At 70.5% G+C, this 26,054-nt stretch carries 27 protein-coding genes; 11 read left to right on the top strand and 16 right to left on the bottom strand.

All coding sequences use genetic code 11. The annotated features are described in order from the left end of the window. Positions 1–90 precede the first annotated feature (90 nt). Complete coding sequence (locus C468_RS06900; protein WP_008848169.1) at positions 91–507, top strand: hypothetical protein; 417 nt, start codon at positions 91–93, stop codon at positions 505–507. 49 nt (positions 508–556) lie between these two features. Here the strand turns inward: C468_RS06900 and C468_RS06905 are convergent, their stop codons facing one another. Together C468_RS06905 and C468_RS06910 are read right to left on the bottom strand one after the other, a co-directional pair. Beyond that, positions 557–1,561 (bottom strand): sulfurtransferase, encoded by a 1,005-nt coding sequence (locus C468_RS06905; RefSeq protein ID WP_008848170.1) that lies wholly within the window; start codon positions 1,559–1,561, stop codon positions 557–559. 143 nt (positions 1,562–1,704) lie between these two features. Further along, positions 1,705–2,280 (bottom strand): class I SAM-dependent methyltransferase, encoded by a 576-nt coding sequence (locus C468_RS06910; protein ID WP_008848171.1) that lies wholly within the window; start codon positions 2,278–2,280, stop codon positions 1,705–1,707. Between the two features lie 83 nt (positions 2,281–2,363). Between C468_RS06910 and C468_RS06915 the strand changes: the two genes are divergently transcribed. Beyond that, positions 2,364–3,029: a GNAT family N-acetyltransferase gene (locus C468_RS06915; protein WP_008848172.1), complete on the top strand. Its 666-nt coding sequence runs from the start codon at positions 2,364–2,366 to the stop codon at positions 3,027–3,029. A gap of 21 nt (positions 3,030–3,050) precedes the next feature. On the opposite strand, the gene C468_RS06920 is transcribed toward C468_RS06915, so the two are convergent. The 3 genes from C468_RS06920 to C468_RS06930 all read right to left on the bottom strand — a co-directional run bounded on the left by C468_RS06920 (position 3,051) and on the right by C468_RS06930 (position 5,408). Further along, positions 3,051–3,602: a TspO/MBR family protein gene (locus C468_RS06920; protein WP_008848173.1), complete on the bottom strand. Its 552-nt coding sequence runs from the start codon at positions 3,600–3,602 to the stop codon at positions 3,051–3,053. Positions 3,603–3,666: 64 nt separating this feature from the next. Next, the gene (locus C468_RS06925; protein WP_008848174.1) at positions 3,667–4,707 is read right to left on the bottom strand and encodes an AI-2E family transporter; all 1,041 of its coding nucleotides are present in this window, start codon (positions 4,705–4,707) and stop codon (positions 3,667–3,669) included. 104 nt (positions 4,708–4,811) lie between these two features. Beyond that, entirely contained in the window at positions 4,812–5,408 is a 597-nt protein-coding gene (locus C468_RS06930) for a DUF6149 family protein (RefSeq protein WP_008848175.1), read from the bottom strand. Between the two features lie 117 nt (positions 5,409–5,525). Here C468_RS06930 and C468_RS06935 point away from each other — a divergent pair, with 117 nt between their 5' ends. The 6 genes from C468_RS06935 (at position 5,526) to C468_RS06960 (ending at position 11,566) form a co-directional block, all read left to right on the top strand. Further along, positions 5,526–6,104 carry a DUF1684 domain-containing protein gene (locus C468_RS06935; protein ID WP_008848176.1) on the top strand — a complete coding sequence of 193 codons (579 nt, stop codon included), beginning with the start codon at positions 5,526–5,528 and terminating at the stop codon, positions 6,102–6,104. 97 nt (positions 6,105–6,201) lie between these two features. Next, complete coding sequence (locus C468_RS06940) at positions 6,202–7,443, top strand: NAD(P)/FAD-dependent oxidoreductase (RefSeq protein ID WP_008848177.1); 1,242 nt, start codon at positions 6,202–6,204, stop codon at positions 7,441–7,443. A 225-nt stretch (positions 7,444–7,668) separates the two neighbouring features. Next, positions 7,669–9,888 (top strand): PAS domain S-box protein, encoded by a 2,220-nt coding sequence (locus C468_RS06945; protein ID WP_008848178.1) that lies wholly within the window; start codon positions 7,669–7,671, stop codon positions 9,886–9,888. Between the two features lie 58 nt (positions 9,889–9,946). Then, positions 9,947–10,162, top strand: a complete 216-nt coding sequence (locus C468_RS06950) for a hypothetical protein (RefSeq protein ID WP_241430990.1) — start codon at positions 9,947–9,949, stop codon at positions 10,160–10,162. A 74-nt stretch (positions 10,163–10,236) separates the two neighbouring features. Then, positions 10,237–10,653, top strand: coding sequence for a DUF7124 domain-containing protein (locus tag C468_RS06955; protein WP_008848180.1), 417 nt, complete (start codon positions 10,237–10,239; stop codon positions 10,651–10,653). Between the two features lie 85 nt (positions 10,654–10,738). Further along, positions 10,739–11,566 (top strand): MogA/MoaB family molybdenum cofactor biosynthesis protein, encoded by an 828-nt coding sequence (locus C468_RS06960; protein ID WP_008848181.1) that lies wholly within the window; start codon positions 10,739–10,741, stop codon positions 11,564–11,566. Between the two features lie 27 nt (positions 11,567–11,593). Here C468_RS06960 and trpG read toward each other — a convergent pair whose 3' ends face one another. The 6 genes from trpG to C468_RS06990 form a co-directional block, all read right to left on the bottom strand. Beyond that, the gene (gene trpG, locus C468_RS06965; protein ID WP_008848182.1) at positions 11,594–12,187 is read right to left on the bottom strand and encodes an anthranilate synthase component II; all 594 of its coding nucleotides are present in this window, start codon (positions 12,185–12,187) and stop codon (positions 11,594–11,596) included. Beyond that, positions 12,184–13,857 (bottom strand): anthranilate synthase component I, encoded by a 1,674-nt coding sequence (trpE, locus tag C468_RS06970; protein WP_008848183.1) that lies wholly within the window; start codon positions 13,855–13,857, stop codon positions 12,184–12,186. Before trpE ends, trpG begins: the two co-directional genes overlap by 4 nt. Next, positions 13,854–14,498, bottom strand: a complete 645-nt coding sequence (locus C468_RS06975) for a phosphoribosylanthranilate isomerase (protein WP_008848184.1) — start codon at positions 14,496–14,498, stop codon at positions 13,854–13,856. Before C468_RS06975 ends, trpE begins: the two co-directional genes overlap by 4 nt. After that, positions 14,498–15,577, bottom strand: a complete 1,080-nt coding sequence (gene trpD / locus C468_RS06980; RefSeq protein ID WP_008848185.1) for an anthranilate phosphoribosyltransferase — start codon at positions 15,575–15,577, stop codon at positions 14,498–14,500. Before trpD ends, C468_RS06975 begins: the two co-directional genes overlap by 1 nt. 147 nt (positions 15,578–15,724) lie before the next feature. Then, positions 15,725–18,187, bottom strand: a complete 2,463-nt coding sequence (locus C468_RS06985) for a DUF2309 domain-containing protein (RefSeq protein ID WP_008848186.1) — start codon at positions 18,185–18,187, stop codon at positions 15,725–15,727. Then, positions 18,184–19,686 (bottom strand): proton-conducting transporter transmembrane domain-containing protein, encoded by a 1,503-nt coding sequence (locus C468_RS06990; RefSeq protein ID WP_008848187.1) that lies wholly within the window; start codon positions 19,684–19,686, stop codon positions 18,184–18,186. Before C468_RS06990 ends, C468_RS06985 begins: the two co-directional genes overlap by 4 nt. Positions 19,687–20,051: 365 nt before the next feature. Here C468_RS06990 and C468_RS06995 point away from each other — a divergent pair, with 365 nt between their 5' ends. Next, positions 20,052–21,068 (top strand): amidohydrolase family protein, encoded by a 1,017-nt coding sequence (locus C468_RS06995; RefSeq protein ID WP_008848188.1) that lies wholly within the window; start codon positions 20,052–20,054, stop codon positions 21,066–21,068. 54 nt (positions 21,069–21,122) lie between these two features. Here the strand turns inward: C468_RS06995 and C468_RS07000 are convergent, their stop codons facing one another. From C468_RS07000 to C468_RS07010, 3 genes are all read right to left on the bottom strand, one after another. Next, complete coding sequence (locus C468_RS07000; protein WP_008848189.1) at positions 21,123–21,596, bottom strand: Lrp/AsnC family transcriptional regulator; 474 nt, start codon at positions 21,594–21,596, stop codon at positions 21,123–21,125. 171 nt (positions 21,597–21,767) lie between these two features. After that, positions 21,768–22,448 carry a universal stress protein gene (locus C468_RS07005; RefSeq protein ID WP_008848190.1) on the bottom strand — a complete coding sequence of 227 codons (681 nt, stop codon included), beginning with the start codon at positions 22,446–22,448 and terminating at the stop codon, positions 21,768–21,770. A gap of 54 nt (positions 22,449–22,502) precedes the next feature. Continuing rightward, positions 22,503–23,786, bottom strand: a complete 1,284-nt coding sequence (locus tag C468_RS07010; RefSeq protein ID WP_008848191.1) for a tRNA pseudouridine(54/55) synthase Pus10 — start codon at positions 23,784–23,786, stop codon at positions 22,503–22,505. A gap of 145 nt (positions 23,787–23,931) precedes the next feature. Between C468_RS07010 and C468_RS07015 the strand changes: the two genes are divergently transcribed. Beyond that, on the top strand, positions 23,932–24,330 hold the full coding sequence (locus tag C468_RS07015; protein WP_008848192.1) for a DUF5830 family protein: 399 nt from the start codon (positions 23,932–23,934) through the stop codon (positions 24,328–24,330). Positions 24,331–24,416: 86 nt separating this feature from the next. On the opposite strand, the gene C468_RS07020 is transcribed toward C468_RS07015, so the two are convergent. Both C468_RS07020 and C468_RS07025 read right to left on the bottom strand, forming a co-directional pair. Continuing rightward, positions 24,417–24,659, bottom strand: coding sequence for an amphi-Trp domain-containing protein (locus tag C468_RS07020; protein WP_008848193.1), 243 nt, complete (start codon positions 24,657–24,659; stop codon positions 24,417–24,419). 6 nt (positions 24,660–24,665) lie between these two features. Continuing rightward, positions 24,666–25,085: a CBS domain-containing protein gene (locus C468_RS07025; RefSeq protein WP_008848194.1), complete on the bottom strand. Its 420-nt coding sequence runs from the start codon at positions 25,083–25,085 to the stop codon at positions 24,666–24,668. Between the two features lie 268 nt (positions 25,086–25,353). Here C468_RS07025 and C468_RS07030 point away from each other — a divergent pair. Next, positions 25,354–26,054: TatD family hydrolase (locus tag C468_RS07030; RefSeq protein WP_008848195.1), on the top strand; the 701-nt coding region annotated here is incomplete at its 3' end.

Raw genomic sequence — 26,054 nt, forward strand, 5'->3', positions numbered from 1 at the left:
TACCAACGGCGACTCACGGATGAACGCCGACGAGTGTCTCATTTAAATACAGAACCGAAAACATACATCCTTTCGCGCTCGAATCGTCCCATGAAGCGGCGAGCGATTTTGGTCTCTTGCGGCGTTCTCGCCGGGTTGGGCGGATGTCTGAACCGCAGCGGAGAACCAACCGACAACAGCTCCAACACGACGACACCGAACAGCACCGCAGCCAACAGTTCCACAGCCGACGACACCGAAACGGACGGCGGCCGTCCGTCGTACGTGGTCACCGTCTCAAGGGAGGACGTCGATCAGCCAGACAACAGCTGTCACTTCGAGGAACTCCCCGAGGGGGCACAAGAGGAAGTCGAGAACGCGATAAGGGATCTGGACACCGACTCCGACGATAGGGGAAGCCACGATGTGTACGGAAGTGCGGAATTACTAGATACTGAGTGTTACAACACGTATCTCGAATACGACGGTCAGTACTATTGGACCTCGATAGACGCGGTCAGCGGCTGATCGGCTCTCCGTCCTTGTAATAACTGCCACCGACGTCGACGAATTCGACTTACGCGAACGTGTCGACGACCGTCCCGGTGTCCTCGCCGGTGGTGTAGTAGTAGCCGTCGTCCTCCGAGAGCGTCCCCCAGTCGGCCCAGCTCCCCTCGTAGTTCCGCACGTCCTCGAAGCCGAGCTGGTTGAGGACGAACCAGCCGACCGACGCGCGGATCGCGGTCTGACAGTACGCCACCGCCGGCTCGTCGGGCGAGAGGTCGGCGTCGTCGATCCACAGCGTCTCTAACTCCTCGGGCGTCCTGAGTCGGCCCGCCTCGTCGTCGATGCTCTGGACGAAGTTGAGGTTGGTCGCGCCGGTGACGTGACCGAACCGGTCGAGGTCGCCGCGCTCGTCGACGCCCCAGTACTCCGCGGGCGAGCGCATGTCGAGGATCGGGACCGCGGCGCCGTCCTCGTCGACATTGTCGGCGACGAACTCCCGGGTCGCCACCACGCCGGTGTCGAGTTCGGCCTCGTAGGTCGCCGCCTGCGCCTCGGGCGCCTCCGAGACGGTCTCGCCGCCGGCCGCGTCCCAGACCGAGAACCCGCCGTCGAGAAGGCTGACTCGCCCCTCGTGGCCGAGCGCGTTGAGGGTGTAGATCGCGTACGTCTCCCAGAGGTTCGACTCCGCGCCGTACACCACCACGTCGTCGTCGGGCTCGATCCCCGCCTCCGAGAGCGTCCACGCGATCGCCTCGGGCGAGGCCTCGAACCCGTCCGGGGTCTCCTCGGCGTAGCTGTCCAGCATCTCGGCGTTCGGGAAGTGGTACGCGCCGGGGATCCGGCTCTCGCCGAACGCCGCCTCGTCGCGGACGTCGAGCAGGTGCGCGTCGTCGAGGTTCGATTCGAGCCACTGGCCGTCGACGACGCCGTCGAACTCGGCCGCCGCGGGCGTCGCGTACGCCGCCGGTTCGTCGCCGCCGTCGCTCGACCCGAGGCAGCCGGCCGTCGCCGCGAGCGCCGCGCCAGCCGAGGCCAACACCGATCGTCTGGAGGTCAGCGTGGAGCTGTCGTCCATTCGGTCGCGAGTTGCGGCGTGAGCGCGATAACCCTGTCAGTGGTGGCCCGTGTTACCGTCGGCTCCGACGGCAGCGGCGTCGGCGTCCGCGGCACCGGACAGACTTGCGAGGCCGCCCCGCACCGACGCCGTCTCTCACCGACTCACTCCCGCACGCCGACGACCGTGTAGCCGAACCCGCGGTCGACGACTCGCGGGTCGAACCCGGCGTCGGCGAGCGCGGCGGCGAGGTCGTCCGGCGCCCGGAACCGCGACTCCATGCCGATCGCGTGCTCGGCCGCGACGAGCGCTCGGCCGAGGGGGTGCGTCGGGTCGAACTCCCGGATCACGAGCGCGCCGCCGGGCGCGATCACGCGCGCGGCCTCCTCGATCGCGGCCGCTTGGTCCGGCAGGTGGTGGAACGCGTCGACGATCGTCGCGGCGTCGACCGACCCGTCGCGGAACGGGAGCCGCCCCGCGTCTCCGCCGACGGCGCCGCGGTCGCGGTGCTCCTGAGCGCGCGCCAGCATCACGAGCGAGGCGTCGACGACGGTGATCTCGGGACCGGTCAGCGCGGCCGCCGCGCGCCCGGAGCCGCCGCCGACGTCGAGCAGCCGGTCGATCGGTCGCGTCGCGTGCGTGAGCCCCGCGGCCAGCGCCTCGCCGTCGGCCGGCGGCATGACGCGGTCGTACAGCGGGGCGATCCGGTCGAAGAAGCGAACGTCGCCGAGGCCGTACATAGCGAGGATCGGCGGCGGCGGTAGTTAAAAGGCGGTCTCGGCGAGCCCCCGCTCATTTACCTGAGTGAGCCGTACCGGGCGCCATGGAGTACGCGCTCGTCGGCGGCCCGGGCTCGGGGGCGACGCTGCGGCTCGACTACCGGGCGTTCGCCTACGCCGGCAAGTTCGTCGTCGGCGCGCCGGGCAAGGCGGTGTTGCGGACGCCCGACGGCTCGCCGGCGGTCCCGGAGTGGGAGCCGGACGATCCACTCCCGCCGACCGTCGAGGCGAGCGAGTTCGATGACGACGTGGTCGCCGCGGTCTCCTTCTCGCCCGACCGGACCGACCCCGACTGCTGTCGCCTCCGGTACGTCACCGTCCACGTCGCGCGCCGCGGGGAGGGGCTCGGTCCGCGGCTCGTCGATCGCACGGTCTCCCGGCTCGCGGCCGACGGCTACGACCGCGTGCGGATCGCGGTCAACAACCCGTTCGCCTACGCGGCGCTTTATAAATGCGGCTTCGCGTACACGGGCGAGCGGACCGGGATCGCCGAACTGGTGTTAGAGCGGCCGGCGGCCGAGGGCGGCGTGGGGGGCGGCGGGGAGGGCGAACTGAGCGGAGAGAAGGGGGCGGACGGGGATCGGTACCGGGCGGGGCTGCGCGCCTTCCGCGACGGCGACCGCGACCTCGACCCGGTGGAGCGAGAGTTCGTCGCGGCGCGGCTCGGGGAGGGCGAGGAGCCCGGCGGTCGAGGAACGCGGGAGGAGTGAGGGGCGGGAGTCGACGGCCCGTCAGTTCAGCGCCCAGATCCCGTAGTTGAGCGCGGTCGCGAAGCAGACCCACGCGAGGTACGGGACGAGCAGGAGGGCCGCCCGCCTGTCGACCCGATCGAACGCGGCGATCGTCGCGACGACGAGCGGGAGCAGGAGCCCGAGGACGACGAGCCCGAGGTCGGGGCGTTCGAGCCCCCAGAAGACGGGCGACCACGCGACGTTGACGACGAGCTGGACGCCGAACAGGGCGAGCCCGATCCGGGCGTCTCGGGCGAGCCGCGCCGCTCCGCCGGCGCGCCCCTCCCCCTCGCGACCGCCGAGGTAGACGAGCGCGGCCGCGGCGCCGATCAGCGCGTACAGGACCGGCCAGACGACGCCGAACGCCCATCCCGGCGGGTAGTAGGCCGGCAGTTCGAGCCCGGCGAACCACGCGCTCTCGGTGGCGGTGAACGGGACGCCGACCGCGCCGATCAGGTTGACCGCGACCGCGGCGGCGACCACGAGCAGGGCGTCGCGGCGGTCCGGGAGACGCCCGCGGACGGCGGGCGACGGAGGGTCAGTGGATGCCATCGGACCGATGGTAGGCGCGCGTGGGATTTAAAAGGTCCTCCGGGGGTCGCTCCGTCGCGCCCCGCTAGATCACGTCGTAGTCCTCGCGGAACGTCTCCAGCGTGGCCGCGAGCACCCCGATGACGATCGGGCCGACGAACAGCCCGGTGAACCCGATGGCGTAGATTCCGCCGAACACCCCGAGGAGGATCACCGCTGGGTTCAGGTGCGCCTGCTGGTCGATGACGATCGGGCGCGCGTAGTTGTCCACCATCGCGATGACGAGGACCCCGTACACGGCGAGGAACACCCCGGCGGCCACCTCGTCGATCGCGACGAGGTACGCCGCCGCCGGCCCCCAGACGAAGAACGCCCCGACGAGCGGCACCAGCGCCAACACCGCCATCACGAAGGTCCAGAAGACGACGTTGGGGATCCCGACCGCCCAGAGGCCGAGCCCCGCGACCAGCGCCTGCAGCAGCGCCACGACGATGTGGCCGATCACGACTCCGCGGGTCATCGCGTCGACGCGGTCGACGAGGTCCGCGGTGACGTTCGACGGGAGCGGGCTCGTCAGGCGGAGCCACCGCACGAACGCCGGCCCGTCGAGCAGGGTGTAGTAGACCAAGAACAGCGCCAGCGAGAGTCCCACTGACGCGCGGATCGCGGTGGTGACGATCCCACCCACCCCGCCGAACAGGGTGTTGGCGAGCACCTGCCCGGCGGTCGCGAGGACCTCGCCGACCTCGACCTGCTCGCCCGTGAGCGACGCGATCTCTCCCTCGATGGCCGCGACGTCGATGTCGGTGTTCCCTCGGGCGATCTCCGTGAGGTCGCGGACGAACACCCACGAGATGTACGCGAGCGGCAGGATGACGGCGACGATCGCCGAGAGAATCAGGAGGAGCGCGGACAGCATGTTGCCCAACCGGTTCGCCAGCGACCGTCGAACGCGCCCGGCGAGCGACCGGCGAAACCGCCGCGAGAGCCGCACGTGGAACGGGTAGAGGACGTACGCGAGGATCGCGGAGGCGATGACGTACTCGACGAAGGGGTTGATGACGTACAGCGTCAGGATCGCGACCGACCCGATGAGGAGGAGGAGAAACGATTGCCCGCGGTTCATGTCGGCCAGTCACGTCGGTGACGTATAAACGTGGGCGGCGGCCCGCGATGCGCGGACGGCGGCTCGCGACGCGTCGACGCCGTCGCGGGGGCGCGGCCGTCCGGTCAGGCGCTCGCCTCGTCCTCGTCGAGCCCGGGCGCGACCGATGGATCGACCTCCTCTGGCTCCTCCGTCTCGCCGCCGACGACCGTCTCCCCCTCGTCGGTCTCCACGTACACGTCGTCGGCGAAGCCGGCCAGCGCGTTCTCGTACTCCGGCGTCTCCAGCTTTTCGGGCGTCTCGGGGGCGTCGACGACGCCGTCGGCGGGCCGGAACCCGCCGAGCGGGTCGTCGATCGTGATCCCGTGCTCGCCGAAGAAGGACTCGTACCGCCGGTAGTGCGGCTCCAGCTCGTCGCCCGGGATCTCCATCATCTCCGTCCACCCGTGGTTGAAGAAGTCGAAGTTCGCCTGCACGTGAGTGATCTCACGGGCCTCGGCCTCCGGGAAGCCGGCCTCCAAGGCGGCGACGTAGGTGTCCATCGTCGCGTCGAAGAAGTCGTCGAGGTGAGCCCGTCGCTCCTCGCGGCGGTCCTCGTCGGCCTTGTTGAGGAAGATGCTCGTGTGGAGGTCGACGAGCTTGTCGTTCGCAACGTCGCCGACCACCGGAGTCGTCAGCGCCTTCTTGGCGGCCCAATGACGGATGTTCTGCCGGATCTTCATAAGCGGTGTTGGTGGGCGACGGCCTTGAATCTGTGGCGACGCGGCCGCCGCTCGGTCCCCGGAGACGCCGACCGACCCGACGAAAGCGTTATTGCATAAAATATACAATATAAAGACATGACCGAGACGACCCCGGGCGGGGACTGGGCCGCGCAGATCGAGGCGCAGCGACGGGCGAAGATCGAGCGGTTCCGCGACTCGGGGCGGTCGCCGCTCCCGGTCTCGATGCGGGGCGACGCCTTCCCCGGGCTGGAGTACTTCGAGCCGGACCCGGCGTACCGGTTCGTCCTCCCGCTTCATGAACACGACGAGAAGGAGACGGTGACGGTCGAGACGACCGCGGACGGCGAGCAGACGTACCGTCGCTGGGGCGAGTTCCGGTTCGAGGTCGACGGCGAGTCGGTGGCGCTGCAGGCGTACCGGCCGGCCGACGGCGCCGATCGCTTCTGGGTGCCCTTCCGCGACGAGACCAGCGGCGAGACGACGTACGGCGCGGGTCGGTACCTCGACTTGGAGCCGGAGCGCGACCGCGTCGACGGCGAGTGGATACTGGACTTCAACGTCGCGTACAACCCGACGTGCGCGTACAACCACGCGTACGAGTGCCCGCTCATTCCCACGGAGAACTGGCTGGACGTCGCGATCGAGGCGGGCGAGAAGGAGTTCCCCGCCGAGCCCGCGGGCGCCGACCACTGAGGGGGTCGATGGCCCCGTCTGCCGGCATTGCGTGTGAATCGCACGGTCTCAGGCGTGGATGACAATCCACATTAACCATGAATCCGAACCCCCGCGTATGAGCGATTCGTACGTGATTATCGGTGATGGTATCGCGGGCGCGTCCGCGGCCGAGACGCTCCGCGAGGAAGCGCCCGACGCCGAGATCACGGTTCTCACGGACGAGGGGGAGTCCCTCTACAACCGGATCCTGATCAAGGAGTACGCGAAGGGGAAGCTCCCCGAGGCCCCGATCTCGATCCACCAGGAATCGTGGTACGACGACCACGACGTCGACCTCCGGCTCAACACGGTCGTCGTCGACATCGACGTCGAGAACGACGCGGTCCACACCCACGAGGGCGAGACGTTCGAGTACGACTCCCTCCTGCTCGCGATCGGCGGCACCCCCCAGCAGCTCCCGGTCGACAACGCCGACGCCGACGGGATCCACCACTTCTGGACGTTCCAGGACGCCCGCCGGATCAAAGAGAGCGTCGAGGACGCCGAGCGGGCCGTCATCGTCGGCGCTGGGCTCCTCGGCATCGACTTCGCGGCCATCTGCGGCGCGCAGGACGTCGAGGCGAAGTACCTGATGCGCGGCGACTGCTGGTGGCGCTACGCCCTCTCGGAGGAGGGCGCCGAGATCATGCACGACGCGATGCGCGAGCGGGGGGTCGAGCCCGTCTTCGACTCCGGAGTCGACCACTTCGAGGTCGACGACGACGGCCACGTCACGGCCGCGATCGACCCGAACGGCGAGCGCCACGAGTGCGACTTCGCCGGCGTCGCCATCGGGCTCAACTTCAACACCGAACTCGTCGAGGACACGCCGCTGGAGACCGAGGACGGGATCGTCGTCGACGAGTTCATGCGCACGAACCTCGACAACGTGTTCGCCGCGGGGGACATCACCACGTTCAACGACCTCGTCTTGGGCGAGCGGGCGAAGAACGGCTCGTGGGGGTCGGCCAAGGAACAGGGGACGATCGCGGCCCGCAACATGGTCGAGTACGGCAGCGAGGCGTTCGAGTGGGTCTCTTCGTACTCGATCACGCACTTCGACTTCCCGTTCCTCTCCTTCGGTCACCCGACGCTCGGCGACGACTCCGTCGAGGCCACCACGGCCGAGGGGGAGTGGCGCCGCGTGGCGCTGAAGGACGGCAGGGTCGTCGGCGGCGTGCTTATCGGCGACTTGTCGCCCCAGTCCGCGTTCAAACAGCTGATGCGCGAGGGCCGCGACGTGAGCGACCAGACGGAGGTCCTGATGGAGCCCGGCTTCTCCGTCGACGACCTCGCGGCGACGACCGAACAGCAGTAGCGGACGACCGCGCGTCGGGCGACGAGGACCGCGCCTCGGCCGCCGATGACCACGCCTCGGTCGCCGATGACCACGCCTCGGTCGCCGATGACTATGCGCCCATCGCCGCCGACCCAACGGCGGTCCTCGTCGCCCGAACCGGTCGCTAACCGCCTCTCGGACGCCACGCCCCGGCCGAGGTTCGTTCAGTAGGTTTTCCCTCTTCGACGCCGTACCGGCGTTTATATGTCTCGCGGAAACGGCGACGAGGAGACCACGCCGCCGGCCGGCGAGTTCTTTGCGTCCGTCGTCGAGGAGCACACGGACCCGATCGTCTCGGTCGACGGGGGCGGCGAGATCGTCTACGTCAACCCCGCGGCCGAAGCGGCGCTGGGCCGTGACGCCGCGTCACTCGTCGACCGCCGGCTCGCGGAGCTGATCCCGGACGCGACCGCCGAGCGGCGCGGCGCCTCGCTCCGCGAGCTGCTCGGCGCGCCGGCGCGGCTCGTCGACGCCGGCGACGTTCCGATACCGCTGGCGGCGGCAGGCGGCGAGACGCGCGTCTTTTCGGCGCGGTTTCACGCGCACGAGTCCGGCGGCGAGACCGCGTACACCGGCGTGTTCCGCGACGGCGGCCAACCGGCCGGCGACCGCGAGCGGAAACCGTTCCGCAACCTCGTCGAACACGCGGGTCACGCCGTCTACGTGACCGACACGAGCGGGACGATCCAGTACGTCAACCCGGCGTTCACCGAACACACCGGCTACGAACCCAGCGACGCGATCGGCGAGACGCCGGCGATACTCAAGTCCGGGGAGATGTCGGACGAGTACTACGAGTCGCTGTGGGAGACGCTCAGGGCCGGGGACGTGTGGGAGGAGGAGATCGTCGATCAGCGGAAAGACGGGAGCTACTACCACGCTCACCAGACGATCGCGCCCGTGACCGACGAACGGGGGACGATCTCGCGGTTCATCGCGATACAGATCGACATCAGCGACCGAAAGGCCGCGATGGGGCGACTGAAGCAGTACCGCGACATCGTCGAGCAGATCGACGACCCGGTCCTGTTGCAGGATCTCGACGGAGAGATGGAGCTGCTCAACGACGCCGTCTGCGAGTTCGCCGGCATGCGCCGGGAAGCGCTCTACGGGGCGGACGAGTCCGCGTTCATGGACGACGAGACCGCCGCCGAGATCGAAGCGCACCGACGCTCGGTGCTCGAAACGGAGACGGCGGCCGAGTACGAGGTCGCCCCGACCTTCCCGCGGACCGGTCGCGAGCCGAGGTTCAGCACGCAGCGGTACCCGTACTACGACGGCGACGGGGAGCTGGCGGGGACGTTCGCGGTCTGCCGCGACGTCACCGAGATCAAGCTCCGCGAGGCGGAACTGGAGCGGTACGAGCGTGCGGTCGACGGCGCCACCGACCTCATCGCGGCCGTCGACCGCGAAGGTCGATTCCTCTTCGCGAACCGGCAGTACCGTGCGTACCACGGGATCGACACCGCCGCCGAGATCTCCGAACTGACCCTCGAAGACATCCTGGACGACGGGCAGTACGCCGACGTACGACACCACGTCGACCGGGCCCTCGAAGGGCGGAACGTCGAGTACCGGACGACGCGGGTCCACTCGGACCGCGGGAAGCGGACGCTCGACGTCCGGTACTACCCCCTCGTGAACCCCGTCGAGGACGACGGCGGGTTCGCCGGCGTCGTCGGCGTCCTGCGAGACGTGACCGACAGCGAGAGCCGGGCGCGGCAGCTTCGGGTCGTCGATCGGGTGCTCCAGCACAACCTCCGGAACGCGCTGACGGTGATCCGCGGTCGCGCGGAACAGATCGCGGAACGCGACGCGGCGCGGACCGGCTCCGGGGGGGCGCGGACCGGCTCCGACGCCGAGACCAGCGGGGAGGTCGCCGACGCCGCCTCGGATATCGTTACCCGGGCCAACGCGCTCCTCTCGACGAGCGAGAAGTCTCACCACATCACCGAGATCCTCGGCGACGCGGCCGAGCGCGAACCGATCGACGTCGGTCGCGTCGTCGAACACCTCGGCTCGGTGGTCGAGGCGGAGTACCCGGCGGCCGAGCTCTCGATTTCGACGCCGGACGATGTCGCGGCGCTCGCCTCGGTGACGACGTGGATCGACCGGGCGCTCGGCGAGCTGATCCGGAACGCGGTCGAACACCACGACCGAGACCGACCGGTGGTCGAGGTCACGGTGGAGGCGAAGCCGGGCGCGATCGAGGTTCGCGTCGCCGACGACGGGCCCGGACTGACCGACATGGACCGGGACGTGCTCGAGACCGGACAGGCCGTCGAGGCGCTGTACCACGGGAGCGGACTCGGCCTGTGGCTCGTCTATTGGGTGGTCCAGCAGTCCGGCGGGTCGGCGACCGCCCGCGACGCGGACCCCCGCGGAACCGTCGTCACGCTCACGCTGCCGCGCGCGGTCCGGTAGGGTTCGCCCGGGGGGCGAGCCCGCAACGTTTATGATTGATAATGTCATATGATACCACATGCCATTGAGGCAGACAAACAGGCGCATGCGGCTCCGACGCACCGGAATAGTCCCGTCGGACGCGCGGGTCCGCCACTACGACGAGCTCGAGGAGGAGACGCAGGTGGCCGTCCGCGAGCTCGCGGGGCGGCCGCGGACAGCACCGGAGACCGACGACCTCGACGACGGTGACGTGGTGAAGTTCACCGACTACTACCAAGTCCGCGCGCGCTGAGTCGGTTCCGAGCGCCTCCGGCGGGGCGGTGGCGGAAGCGAAGTTGTTTTCGCCCGCGGCGAGAACGGTTACCCATGGACAGTGGCGGATCTACCGACATGACGCTGGCGTTCGAGCTGAAGGCGTTGAAGACCCTCGCGGACCCGAACGACGTGTTCAACAACGCCCGGCAGTGGACGGAGTACGTCGGCGTCGTCAGCGAGAAGCCGACCTACGTCGTCACGAACTTCACCCGAAAGCACCGCGTGCGGCAGGACTTCTTCTCGGGACCGCGCGGCGTCGAGGAGAGCCTGGAGAACATCGCCCAGCAGTTCGACACGGAGCGCCACGTGTTCGTCGGCGTCGACGAGGAGGACGAGGCGCTCGCCGAGGCGACGGACTGGGAGTTCCTCCACGTCGAAGACGCGGCCGACGCCGCGGGATGGACCCTCGCCACCGGCGAGGAGGAGACGGAGCCCGCAGAGGAGTCCACGCGCGACGACTGGCCCTAGGCCCTCTCGCACCGCCGTTCGGTCGACCCTTTCTACTCCGACTGAGACGCGGGGTGTTTTGGCCGTCCCCGCCGAACGACGGGCCATGAGCGACGACGTCTCACACGAGGACGGTCACGGCGACGACGGCGACGGCCACGATCATCACGTCGACGACGCCGACCACCACGACCACGACGGTCACGACGACCACGGCCACCACGACGACCACGGCCACCACGACCACGGCCACCACGACGACCACGGCCACCACGACGACCACGGCCACCACGACGACCACGGCCACCACGACGACCAGCACGGCCACCACAGTCACGACGCCGACGACGTTGCGATCGCGGTCGTGACGGTATCCTCCTCGCGGTCGCAGGACGACGACCCGTCCGGCGACTACCTCGTTTCGTCGTTCGAGGAGGCCGGTCACGAGGTGGTCGTCCGCGACCTGGTCCCCGACGAGTACGACAGCGTGCAGGGGACCGTCGACCGCCTCGCCCGCCGGAAGGACACCGACGCGGTCGTGACCGCCGGCGGAACGGGGGTGACGCCCGACGACGTGACGCCGGAGGCCGTGCGCGGGCTGTTCGCCAAGACGCTCCCCGGCTTCGGCGAGCTGTTCCGCCGGCTCTCCTACGAGGAGATCGGGACGCGCACCATCGGCTCGCGGGCGACCGCCGGCGTCGTCTCCGCCACCCCTGTCTTCTGTCTGCCCGGCTCCGAGAACGCGGTCCGGCTCGGCGTCGACGAGATCGTCCTCCCCGAGATCGGCCACCTCGTCGGGCTCGCGAGCCGGGGCGTGGAGGACGACGAGGAAGCGGGAGACGGCGACGAGGAAGCGGGAGACGGCGACGCGGAAGCGGGAGACGGCGACGCGGAAGCGGGAGACGGCGACGCGGAACCCGACGACGACGCCTGACGGCGGCGACGACGGGGGTGCGCTCTTTTAAATCGACGCGAGGAAGTTCCGGATGAGGTCGTGACCGGCCGCGGTCAGCACGCTCTCGGGGTGGAACTGCACCGCCTCGATCGGGTGGTCGCGGTGGCGGATCCCCATCACGATCTCCTCGCCGTCGTGGTCAGTGGTGGCGGTCACCGCGAATGCGTGAGGGATCTCGGTGGCGGCGAGCGAGTGGTAGCGCCCCGCGCGGAACCCCTGATCGAGCCCGGCGAACACCCCCTCGCCGTCGTGGTCGACGGGGAACGCCTTGCCGTGGATCGGCTCGGGCGCGTGGCCGACCGTCCCGCCGTACTCGTAGACGGCGGCTTCGAGGCCGAGGCAGACGCCGAGCGTCGGGACCTCCGGGGAGAGGTCGCGCAACACGTCCATCGTCACGCCCACGTCGCGCTCGTTCTTCGGGTGGCCGGGGCCGGGACTGATCAGGATCGCGTCCGGGTCGGCGTCGCGGATCGCCGCGAGCGACGCGGTGTTCTTGAACACCTCCACGTCGACGGGTTCGCCGTCGAGGGGCTGGTCCGAGACGTACTCGACGAGATTGTAGGTGAACGAGTCGAAGTTGTCGACGACGACGACCTTCATTCGTCGACCTCCGTGCCAGCGGGGAGGGGGTCGTCGGAGGAGGCGGAGTCGTCTTCGGCTTCCGCGCCGCCCACCCGGATCCGGTCGATCGCGGCCAACACGCCGTCCATCTTCTGCTCGGTCTCCTCGTACTCGGCGGCCGGGTCGGAGTCGGCGACGAGCCCGGCGCCGGCGCGCACGGTCACCGCGGTCTCCTCCGGGCCGCTCGCGTCCGGCGGCGACTCGTCGAGCGTCGCCGTCCGGATCACGATGGCGAAGTCGGCGTCGCCGGTCCACGCGTAGTAGCCGACGCCGCCGCCGTACGCCTCCCTGGGGGTCGTCTCCAGCTCCTCGATGATCTCCATCGCGCGCACCTTCGGGGCGCCGGTGAGCGTGCCCGCGGGGAACGTCGCGCGCGTCGCGTCGAAGGCGTCAGCGTCGCCCGCGAGGGTCCCCGTCACGGTCGACTCGATGTGCTGGACGTGGCTGTACTTCAGCACGTTCATGAACTCCTCGACGCGGACCGAGCCCGCCTCCGAGACGCGCCGGACGTCGTTGCGCGCGAGGTCGACGAGCATCGTGTGCTCGGCGCGCTCCTTCGCGTCGGCGAGCATCTCGCCCGCGAGCCGGCGGTCCTCGACCGGGCTCGTCCCGCGGGGGCAGGTGCCCGCGATCGGGTTCGAGACGATCCGGTCGCCCTGCACCGAGACGAGCGTCTCGGGGCTCGCGCCGACGATGCTCCGGTCGTCGTGGCGCAGGACGTACATGTACGGCGAGGGGTTCACCTCGCGCAGCGCCGCGTACAGCCCGAGCGAGTCGACCTCCCCGCGGAGCTCGCGGCTCCGCGAGATCACGCCCTGGTAGATGTCGCCGTCGAGGACGTGGCGCTTCGCGGTCCGAACCGCCTCCTCGTATTCCTCCCGGGGACCGGCCGACTCCGACGCCACGCGGATCCCGTCGGGCTCCGGCGGCGCGGCCTCGCGCAGCTCGGCGCCCACCCGCTCCGCCTCGGCGACGAGGTCGTCGTAAACGGCCGCGGGGTCGTCGTCGACCCCGATCACGGGCGTGAAGACGATGTCGGCGGTCCCCTCTTTCTCGTCGAAGACGACGGTCCGCGTCGTCAGCGCGAACTCGGCGTCCGGAAACTCCGTCCCGGGCCGCTCGACGCCGACCTCCTCCAGCCAGAGGTCGTAGACGGCCTCGTACGCGAGGAATCCGACGAAGCCGCCCGAGAGGATCTGCCGGTCCGTGTCCGGGAAGCCGCGCAGGCTCACGTCCGGGAACGCCGCCCGGATCCGGTCGATCGCGTCGCCGGCGTCGGGCCCCAGATCGCTGTCGGGCTCGTCTCCGACGAACTCGGCCGCCGGCCCGAGCCGCGTCACGTCGGTCCGGTCCGGGTGGACCGAGACGATCGCATCGGGGTCGTAGCCGACGAACGAGTAGCGCGCGTGTTTGTCGGCGTCGCCGTCGGCGGTGAACGCCCCGTCGGGGTCGCTGGAGGCGACCTTCTCGCCGGACTCCAAGAGGAACCCGTACGGCCCCTCGCCGACCAGCGTCGCGTACGCCGCGAGCGGGGTCACGTCGGCGTCGAGCGACGCGGACGCGCGGACCACGACCGGCTTCTCGGCGTCGGCCGCGAGGTCGACGAACTCGGCCTTCGAGCGGTCGAGCGGAGTCGCCGACGCGGTCATGCCAGCTCCATCTCCCGCCCCGCGTTCGCCACGAAGCGGGCGACCGCGTTGTGGTCCTTGCGCCCGTCGGACAGCTCGACGCCCGAGGCCACGTCGACCGCGAACGGGTCGGCGGCGCGAACCGCCTCGGCGACCGTGTCGGCCGTGAGGCCGCCGGCGAGGACCACGGGCGAGGTGAGCCGGGCGGCGAGGTCGCCGGCCCGCTCCCAGTCGTGGGTCTCGCCGGTGCCGCCCGCGCCGGACTCGTCGGTCGAGTCGATCACGAGCGCGTCGGCGACCGCGTCGAACTCCTCGGCGCGCGCCGGGTCGTCCGCGTCGACCGCGAGCAGCACCTTCCGCTCCGTCTCGGCGCGGATGTACCGGATCTCGTCGGGCGTCCACTCGCCGTGGAGCTGGACGGCGTCCGGCGTGACCGTCCGCAGGAGCTCGACCGCGCGCTCGGCCGACTCGGGCATCGTGACGAGCGTCGCGGTGACGAACGGCGGCACGTCGGCGAGCAGCTCCGCCGCCGTCGCCGGGTCGACCTCGCGGGGGGAGTCGACCGGGATCTCCGAGATGACGCCCACCGCGTCGGCGCCGGCGTCGACCGCGGCGCGGAGGTCGGCGCCCCGCGTCAGCCCACAGATCTTCACCCGCGCCATCAGTCTTCCTCCGGGGCGGCGGTCTTCGAGGCCGCCGCCTCGGCGTCCCCGGCCGACTCGCCCTCGACCGATCCGGCGGTGTCGCCGCAGAGGGCCGCGAACTTCGCCGCGGCCGCGCCGGAGTCGATCGCCTCGGCCGCGCGCTCGACGCCCGCCGCGAGCGTGTCGGCCTCGCCGGCCACGTAGATCGCGGCGCCAGCGTTGGCGAGGACGAGGTCGCGCTTTGGGCCGGTGACGGAGCCGTCGACGATGCCGCGGAGGTCGGCCGCGTTCTCCTCGGGGGTCCCGCCCGCGACGGCTTCGATCGGGGCGCGGTCGAGACCCAGGTCCTCGGGGGTGATGGTGAACTCCCGCACCTCGTCGCCGGTGACCTCGGCGGCCACCGTCTCGTCGTGGATCCCGATCTCGTCCATCCCGGCGCCGTGGACGACCAAGGCGTTCTCGACGGGCATGTGCGCGAGCGACCGGGCGATCGTGGGGACCAGCTCCGGGTCGTACACGCCGAGCACCTGCGCGTCGGCGCCGGCCGGGTTGGTGAGCGGGCCGAGGACGTTGAAGATCGTCCGCATCCCGAGCTCCTTGCGCGGGCCGATGACGGCCTTCATCGCCGGGTGGAACACCGGGGCGAGCATGAAGCCGATCCCGTCGTCCTCGATGGCGCCCTCCACCGCCGGCGGCTCGGCCTCCACGTCGGCGCCCGCGACCTCCAGCACGTCGGCGCTCCCCGACGAGGAGGACACCGAGTAGTTGCCGTGCTTGGCGATCGGGACGCCGGCGCCCGCCGCGACGATCGCGGCCGTCGTCGAGACGTTGATCGTGTCGTAGTCGTCGCCGCCGGTCCCGCAGGTGTCGACGAGCGGCTCGCGCTCGGGCTCGATCGTCCGGGCGGCGTCGCGCATCCCCTGCGCGAACCCCGCGATCTCCGCCTCGGTCTCCCCCTTCGCGCGGAGCGCGGCGAGCAAGGCGCCGATCTGCGCCTCGGTCGCCTCCTCGAAGACCAGCCGCGCGGCCTCGCGCGCCTCGTCGACCGTCAGGTCTGTCCCCTCCGTCACGCGTTCGACCGTGTCGTTGATATTCATTGTGTACACCGATGTAGTGTTTCGCGTTGTGATGTACAAGTATGTACATCGGTATAACGCTGTCGCCGGGCTGAGAACCGATAGCACGCGTTGAGGAGCGGGGGAGGACGTTGGAGGTGAGAGGGGAAGCGGAATCGCGGGGCCGGATCAGTCGTCCGCGGCTGCGGGCGCGGGCTCCCGTTCGGGAGCGGCCGGCGCCTCGGGGTCAGCCGCGGCCGGGTCGGACGCGGCCGGTTCGGGCGCGGGCCGCCACTCCATGTCGCGCTCGTACTCGAACGCGCGGTGCTCCTGGGTCGGGTCGACGACGGTCAGCGAGAGCCAGTCGTTGTCCAGCAGTTGGACGACCGCCTCGTGGTCGGCGAGCGCCTCGGCGACGCGCTCGACGGGCGCGTGGACGACCGTCGAGAGGCGGAGCGGCTGGTGGTACGGCTCGTCGTCGGCCGCCATCAGCGACTGGAGCGGGAGCCCGGTCATCAGGTCGCCGCCGTTGCCCTGATAGACGCCGACGTTCCCGACCGGGTTGTGGGTCACCTTCGACCCGCTCCCGTAGACCGCGTTGTCGACGGTCGAGAAGTAGTACTGGGCGTTGATCCACTGGGTGACGACCATCGGCCCCGTGAGGATCGCCTCCAGCGCGTCGCCGTCGGGGTCGGTCGACCAGTCGTACGAGTGGAGGAAGGCGCGCCCGTCGAGGTCGAGGTCGCTCGTCAGTTCGCGGGGGCCGACGACGAAGCCGGCGTTGCCAGCCAGTCCCCACTCGGGACGCGTCTCGGCCCAGTCGGCGGCGCGGCGCTCGGTCTCGTCGACGCTCGCCGCCGCGTCGCCCCCCATCGACGAGGCGCGCTCGGCGGTCGCGTCCTCGCGGGCGGCGGCGAGGTCAGCGCGCAGCCCCTCGAGGTCGTCCGCGTGGCTCTCGGGCACGTCGCCGTAGAGCTCGATCTCGTCGGTCGTCGTGTTGTGCTCGCCGGCGAGGAAGACGGTGTCCTCGGGGATCTCGAAGCCGCGGTCGCGCAGCGCCGCCCGCACGTCGGGGTCGGCGCAGATCTCGGCCAGGACGCGGGCGTTCGGCCCGCCGGGGTTGCCCGCGCACGCGCCGCAGTCCAGGCTGGAGTCGTAGGGGTTGTTCGTCGTCTCGCTCGCGTGCCCGACGAAGGCGACGAGCCGACCGAACTCCGTCCACCCCATCAGCTCGAAGGCGGTGGCGGCGTACTCGACCCGCTCCTCGCGGGTCAGGCCCACCGGGAGGTCGCCGGCGTGAGTGTGTTGGTGCCGAACGATCTGGTCGCAGAACTCGTGGTCGTCCGGGACCGCCGCGTCGGCCGTGTCCAAGAGGCCGTGGACGCGGCCGGGTATGAGCGTGCGGGCCGCGAGCGCTAGGCCGTAACCGCTCCCGGCGTTCTCGACGAAGCCGAAGGCGCTGGCGGGGTTCGTCTTCAGCTTCTTGACGACCTCGCCCGCGACCTCGCGGACGCTCGACCACCGGTTGTGGCGGTCCTTGGCTTCCCCGTCGGTCGGGACCTCGCTGATGCGGTGTTGCGCGTCGAGGATGGGCGGACAGGCGTCCACCGACACCTCGGCGTCGTACCCCCGGTACTCCATCGGGATGCCGAAGAAGCCGGCGTAGCCGTGCGTCTCGTACTCGCCCGCGGCCTCGATGTGACGGCGGATCACTTCCGAGCGGGTGTCGATACAGAAGACCAGCTGCGCGTCGGGGCGCTCGGACGGGTCGCTCTCGGCCCGCTTCCGGCTCTCGGCGGAGACCCGGTCGACGACCGCCGAGCGGTAGCTGGCCTCCCACGCGCTCAGGAACGCCTCAGCGACCTCGTCGGTCGGGTCGGCGTCGGGGGCGTCGGGACCGGTGGACGGCTCGACGTCGACGCCGAACCCGTCGAGGAGCGCGAGGCGGACGGCGAGGTACCCCGCGAGCGTGATCGGACACGCAGACTGCCACGCCCCTCCGTCGGCCGCGCGCTGCTTGATGAGGCCGGTCCACCCCGGGAGCGCGGCCAGCTGCTCCTCGAAGATGGGCACCCACTGCCCCTCCGGATACGGCTCCAGAACGGCCTCGATGGTCTCGACCGGCGTGTCGGGCAGCGACGCGAGGACCCCCGAATCGGGGATTTCGCCGTCGTGCGGGGCCAGCTCGCGGAAGGCGGCGTAGAACCCGTCCTCGCGGTTCGGCATCGACCACGTGGCGTGCCCCTCGTCGAGGAAGGCCGACAGCCACTTCGCCAGCACGGTGTCGACCCGCTCGGCGGCGGTGTCGGACTCGTCGGCGTCTGACTCGTCGGTCCGCGCCCCCGACTCGGCGCCGGCGTCCACGCGTTCGAGCAGCGTTTCCGGGTCGGCGTCGTAGCCGCGGTCGGCGAGCGCCGACTCGAGCCGCTCCGGGTCGATCCGGCCGTCGTCGAGGGCCATGCGGAACGTCTCCCGACTCGGGTAGCCGCGGCCGCCGAGCAGGTCGGTCGCCTGCGTCACCGCCTCGCCGAACGTCATGTCTTCGAACCCCGAGAGGGGGTTGGCGGTCACGAACGAGTGGATCGGCCAGACCGACCCGACCGTCGTCGCCGCGTCGTCGATACCGTCTTCGATGGTGGAGTGAGTGCTCATTGTGCGCCTCCGTTGTCGTACTCGTTCGCGTTCGTCAGCACGGTGCCCGGCGAGGGTTGGCCGGCGTTCAGGAGCGCGACGTAGAGCCGCCGGCTGCGCTCGTGGACGCCCGCCTCGATCGCGACGTACGCGGCGAGGAAGGCGACGGCCACGAGGCCGTGGAGCGCGGTCAGCTCGGTCGGCGCCGAGGCGACCGGGACCCCGGTCAGGAGCCCCGAGACCCCCTTATAAACGAGCGCGTACACGGTGATCGCCGGGAGGAAGACCAGCGGGATCGCCCCGTAGCGGACCGACGCCGGCAGCGACACATGCCGGACCGCGCTCCGCGCCGCGTGGAGGGTGGTGAACACCACGAACAGGACGAGCAGGAGCCCGCTGTCGACGCTCGTTCCCTTCCCCGTCAGCAGCACGAACGCGGCGCCGCCGGCCAGCCCGGTCAGGAGCATCACGGCGACGTCGGCGACGCCGGAACCGCCCGTCGCGCGCCGCGCCTTCTTCTCCGGACTCGTCCGCTCGACCAGCTGTCCCGAGCCGAGGAACTGGTACGCCTTATAAAACCCGTGCAGCACGAGGTGGGTGATCGCGGCCCCGAAGAAGCCGAGGCCGGCCTGCATGATCATGAATCCCATCTGTCCCGACGTCGAGCAGGCCAGTTTGCTCTTGACGTCCGCCCGGACGGACTTGAGGAGCTTCCCGAGCAGGGCGCTGGCCGCGCCGACCGCGACGATCGCGAGCATGAGGCGCTCGTCGACCGTGACGACCGGCGCGAAGCGGAGCAGCAGGACGCCGCCCGCGTTGACGAACCCGGCGTGCATCAGCGCCGACGCCGGCGTGGGGGCGGTCATCGAGGAGAGCAGCCAGCCGTGGAACGGGACGAGCGCGGACTGGATCATCGCGGCGAGGACGAGGGCGACGGCGGCGAGGAGCCACACCGGGCCGCCGAGCGCGTCGGCGCTCGCGGCGATGCCCGAAACCGTCGTCGCGCCCGTCGCCCACCAGAGCGCCGCCAGCGCGACGCCGAGGAGCGCGCTGCTCGCGAGGAAGGAGCGCCGGGCGACCGCCGCGGCGGCCCGCGCCTGCTCCCACCCGCTGACGACGCCGATCAGCTTCGCCATCAGCAGTCCCATCGCGAGCCACAGGGCCCCGAACAGGGCGACGTGGTCCGCGGCGACGAGCGCCATCACGGCGATCGAGAACCCGAACACGGCGAGGAAGAACTCCGTCTCGTTGGCGCTTCCAGCCATATACCGGCGCGAATAGCTGTGAACGATGCCGCTGAAGAAGGCGACGACCACCCACATCAGGACGGTGAGGCCGTCGACGGCGACCACGCCGGGGACCTCCGGCGCGAAACCGAGTCGGACTCGACCGAAGAGGGCCGCGAGGCTCGCGGCGAACAGCGACCACGTGAGCCACGTGAGTGCGACGGGCACGAACGGCGAGTCCGTCGTCGTGTCCGGTAGCGCTCCGACCGTCTGTTTCGGGGTAGAGCCTGACATCGTTCAGTCCAGCCGACCACTCTCGGCGGCCGACGCGAGGTCGACGAACCGGTACTGGTCGTCTTCACTCGTCTTGGAGAACAGATTGCCTATTAAATCTATGTATTTTCACAATACGTTCGATACAACTACATTATAGAACATTATGGTTATTATCGGGGCGACGAGGACCGCCGGCGGCGGCCCCCGAACCGCCGCGTTTGCGGGCCTCGGGCGGGCGACGACTCGATCACCCGATCACCCACTCGCTCCCTCACTCTTCTCCCTCGCAGTGACCGATCCGGCACCGCAGACCGGTTCAGTTCCCGAACCGTTCGAGCTGCGCGTTCAGAAAGCCATATCGGTATCCGATCCGGAGTGTCGGTATGGATGAAGTCACGGGAACCGTCCTCGCCGGTGAGTCGTACGAGCCGATTCGCGGCCGGCTCGTCGTCGAGGACGGCCGGATCGAGGCCGTCGAGGAGACCGACACCGAGTCGACGGACATCGTCGTCCCGGCGTTCGTCAACGCGCACACTCACCTCGGGGACTCCGTCGCGAAGGAGGCGGCCGTCGGGCTCTCCCTCGACGAGGCGGTGGCCCCGCCGGGGAGCCTGAAACACCGGCGGCTGGCGGCCGCCGACCGGGCCGAGCTCGTGTCGGCCATGCGCCGGACGCTCCGGTTCATGCGGCGGACGGGCACGGTCTCCTGTCTGGACTTCCGGGAGAACGGGGAGTACGGGGCGCGGGCGCTCCGCGAGGCGGCGGCACCGGTCGACGTCGACCCGTTCGTCTTCGGAAGTGACGACCCCGCCGTCCTCGACGTCGCCGACGGGTACGGCGCCTCCGGCGCGAACGACGACCGGTTCGACGAGGAGCGGGCCGCGTGCGACGCCCGCGGCGTCCCCTTCGCCATCCACGCCGGCGAGCCGGACGCGACCGACATCCACCCGGCGCTCGACTTGGACCCGGACCTGCTCGTCCACATGGTTCACGCCGAGCGAGCGCACCTCGACCGCGTCGCGGAGCAGTCGGTCCCCATCGCCGTGTGCCCGCGCGCGAACACCGTCCTCGGCGTCGGCGACGCGCCCCTCCGGGAGCTGCTCGACCACACGACGGTCGCGCTCGGCACGGACAACGTGATGTTGAACGCCCCGTCGATGTTCCGCGAGATGGCGTACGCGGCGAAGCGATTCGACGTGTCGTCACGGGAGGTGCTCCGGATGGCGACCGCCGCGGGCGCCGAGATCGCGGGGCTCGACTGCGGGGTCATCGAACCCGGTCGCCGGGCGGCGCTCGTCGTCCTCGACGGCGCCTCCGACAACTTGGCCGACACCGAGGACCCGGTGCGGGCGGTCGTCCGACGCGCGAGCGCGCTCGACGTGAAGCGCGTCGTGGGATAGGCAGCGGTTCCGAGCGCGTCGAGGGACAGGCGGCGGCTCCGAGCGCGCCGCCGATCAGTCGTCCGTCTCGCCGTTGAACTTGCCGAAGGGCGTCGTCTCGTGGCTTCGAACGAGGACCTCGTCGGCGACCGTGAGCCCCATGTCGAGGAGCTCCTGTGCGACGGGCGTGATGTCGCTGTCCGACTCTCCGACCACCGTCACGAGGAGGTTCTGTTCGCCGGTGACCAGCTCCTGGACCGAGACGACGCCGTCGATCGCGAGGATCTCCGGGAGCAGCTCGCCCCGCTCTGGTATCGACGCGGTGCAGTAGAGCAGCATCCGGAGCGGATACCCCGACTTCTGGTAATCGACGTCGGCGCTGTAGCCCTTGATCACGCCGTCGGACTCGAGGCGTTGGATACGCTTGCGGACGGTGCTGTCGGACGTCCCGGTCCGCTCCGCGATGTCCCCGGACGACATGTTTCGAGCGTCTTCTTGTAACGCGTACAGGATCGCCCCGTCCACGTCGTCTATCGCGTCGTCGGCCATACGAACCGTCCGTGGCACGGCTACTTTATATTTATATCTCGAATTCGCGACCGAGAGCGACGCGCCGCTGCCGGCGGTTCGCGCGCGGTCCGATGTGCCTCACGCGGGCGGCGCGGGCGGCGCGGTCCACGCGGTCGGCGCGGTCCACGCGGGCGGCGCGGACGGCGCGGCCTACGCGACGTCGAGCGCCGTCTCCCCGTCCGCCTCGACGACGACCACGGGCACCTCGGCGTCGTCGACCACGGTGTCGGTCGTGGAGCCGAACACGAAGCGCCCGACAGTCCCCGTCGTGGGGGCGCCGACGACCACGAGGTCGTAGTACGGCGACTGCTCGACGATCGCGCCCGCGGCCGACCGGTCCTCCACGAGCCAGCGGTCGACCCGGTCGAACTCCCCGAGGCGGTCGCGGGCGGCGTCGAGCAGCCCCTCGCCGGTCGCTGCGTAGGCGTCGCGCTCGCCGCGTCCGCCCCCCGACGCGTCCGCCACCGCGTCGCTCCCGTCGGCCCCCGCCGGCGCGTCGGCGAGTGCGGCGTCAGTGGGGACGACGTGGAACAGCTCGAGCCACGCGTCGGTCGCGTCCGCGATCCCCCGGGCTACGTCGACGGTCGCCCCCGAGTGCGGCCCCGGGCCGACGGCGACGAGGACCGAGGAGATCCGGTCCCGGCGCGACGCGCGGTCGAGCCCCTGGAGCGTCGCGTCCGCCGGGGCCGACGCGGCCGCCTCCGACACGGCCGACTCGACGATCGGCTCGCCGACGCGCGGGGCGTCCCCGCCCGCGCTCGGTCTCTCGTCGGCCCTCGAGTCCGTCGCTCCGCCGCCCCCGCTCCCACCGTCGGCGTCGCTCCCGTTCATGGCTTACCGTCAGACGTGCGTCTGATAAATCCCGTTGGTCGCGAATCCGACGTGTCAGTCCCGGAAGAACTCCTCGCGCTCGAACGGCTCGTCCTCGCCCTCGACGGCGACCACGTCGAGCGCGGTGACCTCGGCGCCGACGCCGAGCAGCCCCGCGAGGCTCGGCTCCGTTCGCCCCTCGTCGCCGGAGATGAGCTCCTTGATGTACAGCCCGCCCTCACCGTGGATCTCGACGGTCGCGCGGCGGGCGTCGTCGACCTCCGCGGTGGCCTCGTACACATCGCGCTCGCGGGTGATGCTCGCCCGGCGGTGGTCCACCCGGTTCGGCGTGTACTGCTCGACGGTCGTCCCCTCCAGCTCCTCGATCGCGGCCGCGAGCGCGTCGGCGTCGACGTCGGCGTCGAACGCCACCTGCGCGCGGTAGCGCTTCGCCGCGTCGTGCTCCTTCACGCGCTCCACCATGTCGTAGGTCGCGAGACGGAGCCCCTCGACCTCCACGGCGCCGTCGGCGAAGGCGTTGATGTCGCTCTGCAGTCGCTCGACGTCGACCCGGCGGCGACGCGGCTCCTCCACCTCGATCACGAACGGGCGTCCGGTGCCGAGCATCAGCGCGTCCACGTCCTCCCGGCCCGCGCCGTGGAACGTGGCCTCGGTGCCGTCCATCACGTCCTCGACGACGGGTGCGGTGTACTCCTCGACGCTGTCGTCGTAGAGGTAGCCGGAGCCGCCGCAGTGGTCGCACGGGTCCGGGCCCTTCCGGCCCGAGCCCTTGCACTCGCGGCAGGGCCACTCGGTCTGGGGGATGTCGCGTTCCAGCTTCCGGTATCGACCGTAGACGAACGTCGAGTTCACCTTCGCGTCGATCTCGTCCTCGGCCAGATCGATCGTGAACTGCACGTCCGGGCGGTCGAACGACACCTCCGCGCCGGTGAGCCGGCCGAACCGCTTGCCGACCTCGCGGTTGAACTCCGATTTGAACGGTTCGCCCGCGTCGTCGTCGAGGCCGGCCTCCTCGCGGAGCAGCGCCTCGTTCTCCTCGATCAGCGGCGGCGGGCGCGTGCCGACGTTGTAGGTGGCGAACTCCGTCCCCTCGGCCGCCTCGGCGGCCCGTTCGGCCCACTCGTTGAACTCGGTGCAGCGCCCCTCGCACACCCAACAGGCCCCCGTGTCGACCGGCTCGTGGTCCTCGTCGTCGCGCAGCGCGAGCGCCGTGCGCAGCGCCGACCCGCGCTCGGCGTTCGACAGCCCGAAGCTCCGGTCGGCGACGAGCCGGCCGAGACACGCGTCGCACACCGGTCCCGTCGCGGTCGCCCGCGCCGCGACCTCGAGTACGTCCATACGGTCCCCAGCGCCCCCCGTGATAACTGTCTTACTACATGGCGGGGCGCGCTCGCGGCGCGCGGCGAGGTCACTCGCCCCGACCGGGCCAACCGCGGCGCCGCTTCCCGGCCGACTTAAGACGGTCGGCGTCGTTTCGCCGAGCGTGAACGAGCCGGCCTCGCGCGAGGAGAAGCTGGAGCTCGGCGTCGAGCTGTTGGCCCACCTCGAACACGAGGAGCTGGCGCTGCCGGATGCGATCGACCGGATCGAGACGGTGACGACGAGCCCCTCGCTCACCCGCGAGATCCTCGACGCCGCCGAGAAGCGCGGCGTCGTCGAGCGCGAGAACGCCCGCCTCCGGGTCCGGCGCGGCGGGACGTACGTGAACTACGAGAGCCAGGTGACCCGCCGCGAGGGGGAGTTCGAGTGCCGCCGCTGCGGGACGACGATCACGACCGGCCACTTCGTGACGCTGGACGCCGGCGAGCTCGGCCCCTTCGGCTCCTCGTGCATTCGGAAAGTGACCGGACGGGACAGCGAGGCGGACGACTCCGAGACGTAGCTGGCGGCGTCACGCGGGGTTCACGCGCCGCGTGGACAGAGGTGCGAGCCGCTCGGTACGAGGAACGAAGGCAGCACGGGGGAGCGCTACTTCGTCCACCTGATCTCGTACTCGAGCTCGTACCGCTGGTCGCCGGTTTCCGAATCCGTGAGCCGTTCGAGTTCGACCTCGAATCGCGGGCTCTCCGGGACGGACACGGTCCGGTCTTCCGTATCGCTCGCGAGTCGGACGCTGCCGGAGTCGAGCTGGTCCGCGGCATCGCGTAACGCATCCGCGACGTCCGCTCTCGTGACCCGTTCTTCGGTCTTGAACAGTGTCTCTTCTGGCATCGGTTATCAGTATTCGGGCCGCTGCGCGCGGATGATGTCTCCGAGCATCTGTTGTTCGTCGGCGAGCAGTTCGGTGACGTCGTCCGCGGTGATGATGCCGACGAGAGTGTCCCCGTCGCTGACCGGGAGCCGTCGGATCCCGTGGTCAGCCATCATGGAGGCCGCCTCGTGGAACCCGGCGTCGGGCTCGGCCGTGCGGAGATCGTCGGTCATCACGTCTTCGGCGGTCTGCTCGGTCGGGTCGAGCCCCGCTCCGAGGACGCGGACGGTCAGATCCCGATCCGTGACGATGCCCACGGGAGTCTCGTCGACCGTGATCACGACGCTCCCGACGCTCTCCTCCTCCATGGTCGCCGCGAGGTCGGCGACGGGCGCTTCGGGATCGGCTGTGACGGCATCGCTTCGAGCGAGGTCTTCGATTGGCATAGTGGCTCTCCCGGCTAGAAAATGTGAACGAATATACATAAAACGGCACTCGCGCTCCCGCTCCGTGAGAACCAGTCGCCGCAGTCACCACGCAGACCCGGTCTCGCCTCGGAGCCTCGTCAGTCGGAGTCTCGCTAGTCGGAGTCAGCTACCCACGACTGAAGTCGTGGGCTTCCGGCCTTGCATCTATGTGAAGCCGGACCTTCCGAACGGGCCCGTGGCGCCCGCAGCCGTTGTTTATAAGCGTCGGCCGACCGCTTTCTCAGCCATGACCGACGACCTCGACACGCCGGTGCTCGACAACCACCTCCACCTCGACCCGCGTCACGGCCGCGGGATCGACGCCGTCGAGGACTTCGTCCGGCTCGGCGGCACCCACCTGCTCGTGGTGAACAAGCCGTCGTGGCACCTCGGCGTCGAGCCCGACGCGCCGGCCGACTTCCGGCCCGTCTTCGAGGAGACGCTCGACGCGGTCGCGGCCGCGAACGACGTGCTGCCGGGGCGCGCGTGGCCCGTCCTCGGCGTTCACCCGGGACTGATAAGCCGGCTCGTCGACGAGCGGGACTTCTCGCCCGCGGACGCCCGCGACCTGATGTGCGGCGGGCTGGAGATCGCGAGCGAGTTCGTCGCCGACGACCGGGCGCTCGCGCTGAAGTCCGGGCGCCCCCACTACGACGTGAGCGACGCGGTCTGGGACGCCTCGAACGCGGTGACTCGGCGCGCGTTCGAACTCGGCGCAGCCCTCGACTGCGCCGTCCAACTGCACACTGAGGCCAGCGAGGACCTCACCGATCTGGCCGCCGTTGCCGAGGAGTCCGGCCTCGATCCGACGAAGGTCGTGAAACACTACGCCGAGGGCCGACTCGCGGGCCCGACCCCGAGCGTGATGAGCGAGAAGGACCGGCTCGAACGCGCCGCCGAGGCGGGCGAGCCGTTCCTGATGGAGACCGACTTCGTCGACGACCCCGA

The sequence above is a fragment of the Halorubrum kocurii JCM 14978 genome, from assembly GCF_000337355.1.
Classification (GTDB): domain Archaea; phylum Halobacteriota; class Halobacteria; order Halobacteriales; family Haloferacaceae; genus Halorubrum; species Halorubrum kocurii.